Consider the following 12,212-nt stretch of genomic DNA (forward strand, 5'->3'; position numbering starts at 1 on the left):
GTTTAAACACTAATGGGTGTATAACACATGACGAATACGACCTATACTGTAATTTTTTATTTGTTCGCCGCAATAACGGTCTTTTCAGCTGCTTTTGTGGTTTTTTCAAAAAATGTCGTCTACTCGGCATTTTCTCTGCTGTTTACTTTTTTCGGCGTGGCGGCTCTTTATGTTTTTCTCAGTGCCGATTTTATTGCTGTGACCCAGATCATCGTGTATGTCGGGGGGATTCTGGTGCTGCTGCTTTTCGGTGTCATGTTCACCAACAAGATCATGGTGACCAACCTGAAGACCGAGGTTCTCAACGTTGTGCCCGGTATTCTTTTGCTGATTACCATAACAGGTGGGCTTATCTATACCTTTTTGACAAGAGCGGACTGGTACACAACGGTTGACCAGTTGCAGGGAAGTGTCGTGGAAAAGATCGGTTTCGAAACCATGTCACGATATGTTCTACCTTTTGAAATGGCTTCGATTCTCCTGCTACTCGCTCTTATCGGAGCAGCATTTCTTGCCAGGTTCGATAATCCCCGAAAAATGAATGAAAAGTAGATTCTCATGGATTTTTTCAACACAATAGGGCTTAATCACTATCTCGTCATATCGGCAATACTTTTCGGGCTGGGTCTGTTCGCAATCGTTACCCGCAAGAATGCCATTGTCGTGCTTATGGGAGTTGAATTGATCCTTAATGCGGCTAACATCAATCTGCTTGCTTTTTCCAAATACAATGGAGGAATGGAAGGCGTTATGTTCAGTCTCTTTGTGATTGTTCTTGCTGCGGCGGAGGCTGCAATTGCTTTGGCGATTGTCATCAATATTTATAAAACGTTCAATACTGTGGACTTATCCAGTATTGATTCACTGAAAGAGTAAGTTATAACAAGGGAATCTGGTTCTATTGTTTTTCTGTAAAGCCTAAAAAGATATGCACAACCTAATCCAGTTATCAATAATCGTACTGCTGCTTCCGCTGCTTTCGTTTGTACTGTTGATATTTTTCAATCGACGTTTGCCGCGAAACGGTGACTTTTTGGCTGTTGGTATGCTCGGGGCGACATTTGCCATTTCCGCATGGATTTTTTGGAATGTCATTGTCGTCGGTTACGATCCTGCATTCAAACTTACCTGGAATTTTAACTGGATCGATTTTGGGAATGTGCCGGGAGTTGGCCCCTTAAAAATCAAAATGGGGATACTGATCGATAACCTGACGGCAATCATGCTTGCGATGGTTTCGCTTATCAGTTTGCTTGTGCACATTTATTCAACCGGTTATATGACCGGAGATAAATATTACGGACGTTACTTCGCATATCTCGGTATCTTCACTTTTTCGATGCTCGGCATCGTGCTTTCGGACAGCCTGTTTTCCATCTATATTTTCTGGGAACTTGTCGGACTATCCTCTTATCTGCTTATTGGTTTCTTTTTTGAAAAAGACAGTGCGGCAGATGCTCAGAAGAAGGCATTTCTCACCAACCGTGTGGGTGATATCGGTATGTTGCTGGGTATTCTTATTCTCTATTCACAGTTTCATACATTCGGATACGAAGAGATTTACGAACATATCAAGGCCGGTGATTTTCACATGTCCCAGGCCTGGCTGACAGCTGCCGGTATTCTTCTTTTCATGGGATGTGTCGGTAAATCTGCACAGTTTCCGCTGCATGTCTGGCTTCCCGATGCGATGGAAGGCCCGACTCCGGTCTCAGCTCTTATTCATGCTGCAACCATGGTTGCAGCCGGCGTGTATTTCGTTGCGAGGATCTTTGTTATTCTCACGGTGGATGCACTCCATGTCATAGCATTCATCGGTGCAATTACCGCTTTTATGGCAGCCACGATTGCCATTACACAGCATGATATCAAGCGCGTTCTGGCATACTCGACGGTTTCACAGCTTGGATATATGGTCCTCGGACTGGGTGTCGGCGCCTACTCCGCAGCTCTTTTCCACCTTCTTACCCATGCGTTTTTCAAGGCATGTCTCTTTCTCGGTTCAGGCGCCATTATCCATGCGATGCATCACGAGCAGGACATGAGATGGATGGGGGGGCTGAGCAAGAAAATGCCATGGACTTTTGTAACGTTCACTCTTGCAACTCTTGCTCTTGCCGGTCTGCCACTTACCAGCGGTTTTATGAGCAAGGATGCCATTCTTGCCGGTGCGCTTGGGTTTGCTGAAGTTGAAGGTGGCGGCATATACTACCTGATACCGATTCTCGGGTTTTTCTCTGCAATGCTCACGGCGTTCTACATGGGCCGTCAGATTTGGCTGGTATTCTTCGGAGAAAGCAGAACTCATCTCAAGCCTGCCGGCGGACATGACGACCATCACGGACATGATGAGCACGGTCACCATGAGGTTCATGAAGTACCATGGGCGATGAGAATGCCCCTCGTTGTTCTGGCAGCCTTATCGATTTTTGCGGTTTACTCTCCGGATCCTCTCGATGGTGGCAAAGGCTGGTTCATGCATCTGGTGCAAACTCCGGAAACCGTTGTTACCGCAGGCATGGTGAGTGAAAACATGAGTGCTCATCCAGTATCGGACGTTCAGCATGAGCCCGGGATAGAAGAGCCAGAAGCGGATCTTCATATAGGGGACCTCGCTGCTATTGAAAACACTCCTGATCCAGAGCATAACGAGAACCTGGGCAGTGATCATTCAACCACAGCCGCCCATGTTGCCGCTGAGGAGCATGCAGTTTCACATAATGCGGAACACGACGGACATCAGGGAGAAGAGCATCATGGGCCGGTTTTCAGTGATCCCCGCCAAGCGGCGATTGCTCATGCCACGCATGAAAACCATGATCCTGCCATCATGTATTCGAGCATCATGGTTGCGCTCGGCATAGGGCTTGCTTTGATTGTTTACGCTTTTAGGTTCATCGACCCGGAAAAAACGGCGCAGCGTATCAGACCGCTGTATCTCTATTCGTTCAATAAGTGGTACTGGGATGAAATATATGATGCGACGTTTATCAAAGGGTCATTGCTCATATCGAAACTGCTGGCCTGGTTCGACAGCAATATCGTCGATGGTATCGTGAACGGGCTTGGCGCATTGGTGAGAAGGTTAGGAACCGCTAGCGGTAATTTCGACCGATATGTTGTTGACGGTCTGGTAAACTTCACTGCCTTTTTCATTCAAACATCAGGGGCGGCAATGAAAAAAATCCAGACCGGAAAAGTACAGACCTATCTTGTCATGGTCCTTGTGGCCGTTACGGGATATATCGTGTACTACTTTTTACAGGTAATGTCTTAGCTCATAGGCGAAGAGAGGTTTTTATTTAATCTGAAACTAACAGATAACTGAAGATGCTGAGTTTAATTGTTTTTCTGCCCATCATAGCCGGCCTGATAATTCTTGCAGTGCCGTCATCACAAAAGCAGATCATCAGGATCGTAACATTGCTTGCAGCTCTCATACAGGGTGTTCTCGCTGTTCTCATCTGGCAAGGCTATGATCCCTCTCTTCCGGGTATCACCGCTGCTGCTGACGGTTCGCTCGATGGTGCATTCCAGTTTGTCGAAAGGCTTACCTGGATTACTTTGGACCTCGGTAACTTCGGTACTTTGAATATCGAGTATTTCCTCGGTGTAGACGGACTTTCAATTACGATGGTTATTCTCACCGCGCTCATTTCCATTATTGCTGTTTTGTCCAGTTGGACTATACAGAAACAGGTGAAAGGTTACTTCATTCTGTTCAACCTTCTGAGCACGGCGATGATGGGGTGTTTCGTGGCCCTTGACTTCTTTCTGTTTTATGTGTTCTGGGAACTCATGCTTCTGCCGATGTATTTTCTCATCGGCATCTGGGGCGGTCCGAACAGGGAATACGCAGCCATCAAGTTTTTCCTTTATACGCTTTTCGGTTCCGTTTTCATGTTGCTGGTCATGATCGGACTGTATTTCAGCGTTATCGATCCTGCCACCGGTAATCATACGTTCAGCATCGTTGCAATGGCAAGTCAGGAGAACTATCTTCCCGGTTCTATTTTCGGACCGGAAAGTGTTGTGTGGCGTTATGCTGCATTCATTGTGCTGTTTATCGGTTTTGCCATCAAGGTGCCTATGTTCCCGTTCCATACCTGGCTTCCGGATGCTCACGTCGAGGCGCCTACACCGATTTCGGTGATTCTGGCAGGTGTCCTTCTGAAGCTCGGTACCTACGGTATGATGAGGATAAACTTCCCACTTTTCCCTGAGGTGTTTCAGGCATCACTCTATGTTATCGCTGTGTTCGGAGCGATCAATATTCTTTACGGTGCATTTTGTGCACTGGCACAGTCGGATCTCAAGAAACTCGTTGCGTACTCGTCGATCAGTCATATGGGATATGTGCTGCTGGGGCTTGCAGCCAACAATACAGAAGGCATGACCGGTGCATTGTATCAAATGTTCAATCATGGTACCATTACCGCGATGCTTTTTCTTCTTGTCGGTGTTATCTATGACCGTGCACATACTCGCCAGATCGAAAAGTTTGGCGGTCTTGCCTCTTACATGCCGGTCTATGCCGGGATCGTTACCGTTGCATGGTTTGCATCGCTTGGTCTTCCGGGGCTCAGTGGGTTTATCTCCGAGGTTTTGGTCTTTGTCGGGGCGTTCAGTTCCGAGCTTATAAGGTATGTCGCTATTGTTTCCGCATTGGGCATTCTGTTCGGTGCCGTCTATCTGCTATGGTCTCTGCAGAGGGTGTTTCTTGGAAAACGGAGACCCGATGCGGTTTACGAGCTGCACAAGGATGCCGATGGTAACGATCAGATCCATTTCCATGACTGGAAAGGCAAGAACGACCTTGACGGAAGGGAGCTTGCCATGCTTGTTCCTCTTACGGTCATTGTCATTTTCCTCGGCATTTATCCGATGCCGGTTCTCGGTATGATAACCACAAGCATCAACAAGCTTGTCGAGGTATTGTCACCGGTCGTATTGACAGCTTTGAACTGATTTGGGCGGAAGCTGTAATGAAGAAACAGGATGCCGGAATAAACAACTACGAATAACGTTTTTTAGAACATTCACGTCAATAATATGTACGAGCTACCATCCGGTGCTGAAATTCAGGCGATCATTACGACTCTGAAGTCCAGTGCAGCATATTATCTACCCGAAATATACTTGTCAGCCCTTTTTCTTGTGCTGATTCTGGTCGATCTGATTTTCAGACCGAAAAAGCATCATCTGCTTTCGATTACATCACTGGTAGGCCTCGCTGGTAGTCTCTGGTTTATTTGGCAGCAGCATACAATGGCCGGGCAAGAGATCTTTTTCGGTATGTATGTCATCGATGAGTTCGCGATCTTTTTCAAGTATTTTTTCGTGCTTTCTGGTATTCTGACCGTTTTTCTTTCGATGTCCTCGGATGAGCTTAACAACCGGGCTTCAGGGGTTGGGGAGTATTATGTTCTTGTTGTCGGCATGGTGATAGGTATGGTGATGATGGCATCGTCGACAGATCTGGTGATGATATTCGTTTCGATGGAGCTTGTCAGCTTTTCCGCGTACGTTTTGACCGGCTATTTGAAGCGTGAACAACGTTCAACTGAAGCGTCGTTGAAATACCTTGTTTATGGTGCAGTATCTTCGGGCTTGATGATCTATGGCTTTTCAATACTCTATGGTCTTACCGGGGAAACCAATATCTCTGAAATCAGCAGCGTACTGATTGCGAGGGGGTATGATCCGGTAACATTTATGATTGCTTCGATCATGATTCTTACCGGTATCGGATACAAGGTCGGTGCAGTCCCGTTTCATTTCTGGAGCCCTGACGTATACGAGGGTGCACCTATTCCGGTTACCGCTTTACTGTCTGTCGCTTCCAAGGCAGCCGGATTTGCATTGCTTATCAGGTTTTTCTATGTGGCGGTTCCTCACGGTACCGAAGCAGTTGCGTTCACACCGGGTTCCGAATGGCTGATGCTGCTGATGATCCTGTCGGTAGCTTCAATGATTTACGGTAACGTTGTCGCTCTCTGGCAGAAAAATGTCAAAAGATTGCTTGCATACTCTTCGATCGCTCATGCTGGCTACATTCTCCTGGGCATCATCGTCATGGATGAACTGGGAACACAGGCTACCTTGTTCTACATGCTTTCCTATCTCTTCATGAATTTCGGCGCTTTTCTTGTCGCTGTTATTATCGCGAACAAAACCGGAAGCGAGAACATCGAGGACTATCGTGGTCTAGGCCGGAGAATGCCTCTTACCGGTGCGGCTATGACCGTGTTTTTGATTTCTCTGGTCGGGCTTCCACCAACTGTAGGTTTCATTGGAAAGCTGATGATTTTTTCTGCACTTCTCGCAAAAGGTTCGGTTTTTGTCTGGCTTGCTCTCATCGGTATTCTTACCAGCGTTATTTCTCTGTATTACTACATGTTGATTCCGCTGAACATGTACCTGCGTGAATCGAAGCAACCGCTTCCCGATACCATCAAGACCGGTTTGCTTCCCAGGCTGGTAACGGCATGTCTCATGCTGCTGACACTGTACTTCGGTATTTTCTTCACTCCATTGTCCGATCTAGCCCATTTCGCGGTTACGCTCTTCGGCAACCAGTTGTATTGATGGTTTTCATCATATGGGGGCCCGGGAGTAAAGCCGTCCTTTCCACCTGAGCGCCCAGTGAAATAGAGAACTGTTAACGATAGGTGGTTGGTGAAAATTGTTTTTTATCGTTTTTAATTTGAGCGGAAGAGGTTGGATTTTTTGACCGCTTCGGCAACTGAGGCGGGAACCATTTCTTCCCAGGTTGAATCACCGGCCTCGATTTTTTCTACAACCTTACGTGACCAGATGTTTGCTACGTTCGGGTTGAAGTTTTTGATGTCCTGAATGAAATTGTGGTTTTTAAAATATTCCATAAGTGGTTTTACATGGGCTGAAAGAGTGACCGAGTCTGAAGCAAGCAGCATATCTTCATCATCGGCTTTCTCCGGATAGACATAAATCTGGGTGTTCTTGCCGAACATCGTTCCAAACGCTTCCAGAAATCCTCCATCCAGATTTTTGTAGTTCTCTTCATCGAAAATATCCTGCAGATTGTGGACTCTCGCGGCAAATGCTACACGGCGCCTGCAGACGTCCGACAAGTAATGGCTTAAGGTATGGAAATGCTGAAAGTGTGAAATCAGTACCGGCTGATTGATGGATGTCAGCATATCGATACGGGCCAGGAAGTCTGCGCTGTCGATAGATCCTCGCTCGATCAACCGGTTCATGGAGATTTCAGCGAGGGTCATGATATTTTCTCCCTCATCTTCTGGCAGATTGTTTCTGAACTGTTCCGCTCCTTTTTGAAGCATTTCCATGTTTAACAATGTTGGCGGACGGAAACTGCCGCGTAGTGCAACAATGTTTTTCTTGTAGAGTTCTTCGGAATGTTGCACCACTTTCCCCTTATCATTGAACATAATGACATCGGTGAAGCAGTTATTGACCAGCTCGAGACTCAGAAGGCGGTCATCCATATGACGAAAAGCCGGACCGGTAACCTTGATTGCATCGATCAGTATACGTTCGTTTGTAAGATTGTCCATCAAAGAGCGAACAAAGTGTTCCATGCTGTCGTTTGCGTAATAACAGCTGTGGATCAGGTTGACACCAAATGTTCCGATAGCTTCCTGCTGGAAAAGGTTTTGGTTATCCAGAAGCTTGATATGGATAACAACCTGACTCGGTTCTTCTCCCGGGTTTTGCTGGAATTTTATTCCGGTCCAGCCATGGTAATTTCCTGCACCGCGGTATCCTTTTGCGGTTACTGTATTTGCATAGGTGAAGAAACGAGAGCTTTCTCCCCGTTCGAGGTCAAGGCGTTGCATTAGCGTTGAACATTCTGTCTTCAACATGCTGATCAATCGTTCTTCGCTTACATAGCGGCCGGTTTCTCCATACATTGCATCGGACATGATCATATCATAGGCTGACATGGTACGTGCAATGGTACCTGCAGCTCCTCCGGCCTGAAAGAAATGACGCGCTACTTCCTGACCGGCACCGATTTCTGCAAAACTGCCATAGATGGTCTCATCCAGATTGATTTGCAGGGCTTTTTGACGAGGGGATAAAACATTATGGGGTGACATATCTTTTCTCGGTTTTGCAGTGATTCTTGTTGAGGGGACTGCCTTGTCCGCAAAGGTACTTACTCTAACAAGCCCTGAGAGGATATGGAAGTTCCTGTGAAAATATCAATGCTGTGAGTGATTTTAATGTAAAAAGATTATTTGTTTAATTATTGTTTTGCTGAGCCGTTTTTTCCTTAATAATTAAATTTTTTATTGGTTTTGTTATGAATAGTAAAGTGCTTGCGTGTATTAAAGAGAGGCGTTGTTTGTTATGTTTTGTTTTAAACAATTGTTAAATTTCTTCTGGTTTTGTTTCATAATCTCTTCGGAAGTTATGGGCTCCACAAAAAATTGTCGCGAGCGGCATGAGTATGATGCATGCGGAACGCTGAAACCGGAGTGTACACAGGGTACATGAGGATTTTCTGCACCGGTCAATGAAGTAATCATGACGCGCTGCATAGTAATAGTGGTGTCTTATGTCAACATATCGAACGGTGCTGTTTGTTCTTGTGCTGTTTCGGTAATCAGGAGGTTTCAATGGATAAACAACCTACTTATGCAGAGATTTTCAAATCACGAGGGATAAGCCGTCGTGATTTTTTGAAGTTCTGCGGACTTACCTCGGTATCTCTGGGGCTTGCGCCTTCTCTTCTGCCAAAAATCATCCATGCTATGGAGACAAATCCAAGAACGCCGGTTATCTGGCTTCATGGGCTTGAATGCACCTGCTGTACGGAGTCGTTTATCAGGTCTTCTCATCCTGTCATGGCCGATATTATTTTAAATATGATTTCACTCGATTATGACGATACGTTGAGCGCAGCAGCGGGGCATCAGTTGGAAGAGGTGCGCAGAAAGATCATGAGAGAGTACAAGGGCAAGTACATTCTGGCCTGTGAAGGAAATGCTCCTACAAAGGACGACGGAGTCTACTGTCTTGTTGCCGGGGATTCTTATCTGAACGTTCTGAAAGAGACAGCTGCTGATGCAGCTGCGGTTATTGCGTGGGGTGCATGTGCTACGTTTGGTTGCGTTCAGAATGCAGCCCCCAATCCTACCGGTGCCGTTCCTGTTTCGGAACTTATCACAGACAAGCCGCTTGTCAATGTTCCCGGTTGTCCTCCTATCGCTGAAGTAATGACCGGTGTTATTACACATTATCACACCTTCGGTACTCTTCCCGAGCTTGACCGGATGAGACGGCCGAGAGCCTTCTACGGTACAAGAATCCATGACAAGTGTTACCGCAGAGCTTTTTATGATGCAGGAATGTTTGTCAGGGACTTCGATGATGAATCCACAAGAAAGGGATGGTGCCTTTACAAAATGGGTTGTAAAGGACCGACAACGTACAATGCCTGTTCGAAAACAGAATGGAATGAAGGAATCAGCTTCCCGATCGGTTCAGGGCATCCTTGTTTTGGCTGTGCAGCACCAGGGTACTGGGATGATGGACCGTTTTATACAAGGCTTGCCGATGTATCGTTTCTCGGTACCGATATGAATGCCGACAAGATTGGCGTCGTAGCCGTTGGCGCAGCTGCAGCAGGTGCGGCGGCTCATGCTGCTGTAACGGCAATAAGAAAGAAAAAAACAGGTGATGAGAACGATCAACTCGAGGGGTAAGGAGATCGAGTCACGGAAAACATGAATCGTTGTGTTCGCAAGTAACAGGAGAAACGTATTATGGCGAAAAAAATCGTTGTCGATCCAATTCCCAGAATTGAGGGACATTTGCGTATAGAGGCAAAACTCGGGGATAACAATGTCATTGAAGATGCTTACAGCAGCGGTACCATGTGGCGTGGTATTGAAATTATACTCAAAGGCCGGGACCCCCGTGATGCCTGGGCTTTTGCAGAGCGTATCTGTGGTGTCTGTACGACGGTTCATGCGCTTGCGTCGGTCAGGTGCGTGGAAGATGCCCTTGGTATAGAAATACCCAGGAATGCAAGGATTATCAGGAACCTCATGAACGCTACCCAGCAGACCCAGGATCATCTGGTGCATTTTTATCATCTCCACGCCCTGGATTGGGTTGATGTTGTCAGTGCGCTCAAGGCCGATCCCAAAGAAGCATCCCGTATAGCACAGAGCCTTTCCTCCTGGCCCAAGTCTTCACCCGGCTATTTCAAAGACCTGCAACAGAAACTTACCGGTTTTGTCGAAAGCGGGCAGTTGGGGATTTTTTCCAACGGATATTGGGGACATCCGGCCTACAAGTTGCCACCTGAGGTCAACCTTATAGCTGTTGCTCATTATCTCGAGGCGCTTGATTTTCAGAAAGAGATTGTCAAGATCCATACCGTTTTTGGGGGAAAGAATCCACACCCGAACTATCTTGTCGGCGGCATGGCCTGCGCAATCGACCCTAACAGGAATACGGCGATCAATATCGAGATCCTCAGCATGGTAAAGAAGATCATTGAGGATACAAAGGTTTTTATCGAGCAGGTCTATATTCCTGATCTGATCGCTATTGCCGGTTTTTACAAGGACTGGCTTTACGGGGGCGGGCTTGGCAACTACCTCTGCTATGGGGATTTTCCAGAAAAAAGTGTCGATGATGCAGCGTCACTGTTATGGCCGAAAGGTGCGATTCTCAACAAGGACCTATCGACGATTTACGAGGTTGATCCCCGGGATCTGAACCAGGTTACCGAAGAGGTAAGCCATAGTTGGTACACCTACAGCAATGGAGATGACAAGGGGCTTCATCCCTGGGAAGGGGAGACAAATCCTAAGTATACCGGTCCTAAACCTCCGTTTGAATATCTCGATACAGACAAGAAATACAGCTGGCTGAAAACCCCTCGGTGGAAAGACAACCCTATGGAGGTTGGGCCGCTTGCAAGAGTTTTGTTGGCCTATGCAAAAGGTGATCCAATGATCACGGAGACCGTTGACATGGTTCTCGGCAAGCTCGAGGTTGGTCCGGAAGCCTTGTTTTCCACACTGGGAAGAACGGCTGCACGTGGTATCGAGTGCCTTCAGACCGCCGGGTTTATGATGCATTACTACAATCAACTTGTCGACAATGTCAAGACAGGTGATCTGAGAACTGCAAATACTGAGTTGTGGGATCCGTCTCGTTGGCCGAAAGAAGCTAAAGGGTTTGGATATACAGAAGCCCCACGTGGTGCGCTTGGGCATTGGATTCATATAAAAGACGGCAAGATAGAGGATTACCAGATTGTTGTTCCTTCAACATGGAACGCTTCACCGCGTGATGCAAACGGAGCTGTCGGCGCTTACGAATCGGCTCTCGCCGGAACACCTATGGCTGATCCAGAACAGCCTCTTGAAATACTCAGAACTGTTCATTCTTTCGATCCGTGTCTTGCTTGTGCTTCTCATGTTTTTGACATGAACGGAAAAGAAATAACCAAGGTCACCATCGTTTAGAGGGAGGGAATCATGGGCAGAATTATCGAGGAAATATATGTATGGAAGTTACCGGTAAGGATGTATCACTGGATCAATGCCCTTTGCATTACAGTTTTGCTTGTATCAGGCCTTTACATCGCCTCTCCGTATCTCAATCCCCCCATCGGTGAGGCGGTTTGGTTCAAGCAGATGTCCATATTTCGTTTCGTGCACTTTGCAGCGGCATTTATCTTTATTGCGAATTATCTTTTCCGCATGTACTGGGCGCTGTTCGGGCATGATAAGTATGCACGTTTTGCCGGTTTCAGGCCATGGTCGCCGAAATGGTGGGGTAAGCCTTTCAGAGAACAGATGGCCTCTTATCTTTTCTTACGATCGGACGAACCGAGATATATCGGCCATAACCCGGTAGCTGCAATGTCCTATTTCATTTTCATTTTTCTTGGGTCGCTTTTCATGATCGTTACCGGTCTTGCGATGTATGGGGAGAACAATCCCGGAGGGTTTACCGATACCCTGTTTGGCTGGCTGATTCCCTTGTTCGGCAGCAGTTATAACCTGCACATTGTTCATCACAGTGTAGCCTGGATTTTTCCATTTTACGTTATCCTTCATCTGTATGCTGTTTTTCGCCACGATGTCGTGGATAATACCAGTGTTACGTCATCGATAATTACAGGGTATAAGCACAAAGTGGAGGACGAACCGTCATTAGATTAAGGAGAGCAATGGTTT

9 protein-coding genes are annotated in these 12,212 nt (G+C 46.7%); 8 read left to right on the forward strand and 1 reads right to left on the reverse strand.

The window, feature by feature from the left end; genetic code table 11:
- The first annotated feature begins 27 nt into the window (after positions 1 to 27).
- The 5 genes from CR164_RS08105 (at position 28) to CR164_RS08125 (ending at position 6,588) form a co-directional block, all read left to right on the forward strand.
- Positions 28 to 552 (forward strand): NADH-quinone oxidoreductase subunit J family protein, encoded by a 525-nt coding sequence (locus CR164_RS08105; RefSeq protein ID WP_110023425.1) that lies wholly within the window; start codon positions 28 to 30, stop codon positions 550 to 552.
- Positions 553 to 558: 6 nt separating this feature from the next.
- Positions 559 to 876 (forward strand): NADH-quinone oxidoreductase subunit NuoK, encoded by a 318-nt coding sequence (gene nuoK, locus CR164_RS08110; RefSeq protein ID WP_110023426.1) that lies wholly within the window; start codon positions 559 to 561, stop codon positions 874 to 876.
- 52 nt (positions 877 to 928) lie between these two features.
- Positions 929 to 3,277: an NADH-quinone oxidoreductase subunit L gene (nuoL, locus tag CR164_RS08115; protein WP_110023427.1), complete on the forward strand. Its 2,349-nt coding sequence runs from the start codon at positions 929 to 931 to the stop codon at positions 3,275 to 3,277.
- A gap of 53 nt (positions 3,278 to 3,330) precedes the next feature.
- Positions 3,331 to 4,968 (forward strand): complex I subunit 4 family protein, encoded by a 1,638-nt coding sequence (locus tag CR164_RS08120; protein ID WP_110023428.1) that lies wholly within the window; start codon positions 3,331 to 3,333, stop codon positions 4,966 to 4,968.
- A gap of 84 nt (positions 4,969 to 5,052) precedes the next feature.
- Positions 5,053 to 6,588, forward strand: coding sequence for an NADH-quinone oxidoreductase subunit N (locus tag CR164_RS08125; protein WP_110023429.1), 1,536 nt, complete (start codon positions 5,053 to 5,055; stop codon positions 6,586 to 6,588).
- A 113-nt stretch (positions 6,589 to 6,701) separates the two neighbouring features.
- Here CR164_RS08125 and CR164_RS08130 read toward each other — a convergent pair whose 3' ends face one another.
- On the reverse strand, positions 6,702 to 8,105 hold the full coding sequence (locus CR164_RS08130; protein ID WP_110023430.1) for a nicotinate-nucleotide adenylyltransferase: 1,404 nt from the start codon (positions 8,103 to 8,105) through the stop codon (positions 6,702 to 6,704).
- Positions 8,106 to 8,627: 522 nt separating this feature from the next.
- Here CR164_RS08130 and CR164_RS08135 point away from each other — a divergent pair.
- Genes CR164_RS08135 through cybH form a run of 3 tightly spaced genes read left to right on the forward strand, consistent with a single transcriptional unit; the run spans position 8,628 to position 12,197 of the window.
- Complete coding sequence (locus CR164_RS08135) at positions 8,628 to 9,716, forward strand: hydrogenase small subunit (protein ID WP_110023431.1); 1,089 nt, start codon at positions 8,628 to 8,630, stop codon at positions 9,714 to 9,716.
- Between the two features lie 60 nt (positions 9,717 to 9,776).
- Positions 9,777 to 11,495, forward strand: a complete 1,719-nt coding sequence (locus CR164_RS08140) for a nickel-dependent hydrogenase large subunit (protein WP_110023432.1) — start codon at positions 9,777 to 9,779, stop codon at positions 11,493 to 11,495.
- A 12-nt stretch (positions 11,496 to 11,507) separates the two neighbouring features.
- A complete protein-coding gene (cybH, locus tag CR164_RS08145) occupies positions 11,508 to 12,197 on the forward strand; it encodes a Ni/Fe-hydrogenase, b-type cytochrome subunit (protein ID WP_110023433.1) in 690 nt (229 codons plus the stop codon).
- Positions 12,198 to 12,212: the final 15 nt, after the last annotated feature.

It is taken from the genome of Prosthecochloris marina (assembly GCF_003182595.1).
GTDB lineage: Bacteria > Bacteroidota > Chlorobiia > Chlorobiales > Chlorobiaceae > Prosthecochloris > Prosthecochloris marina.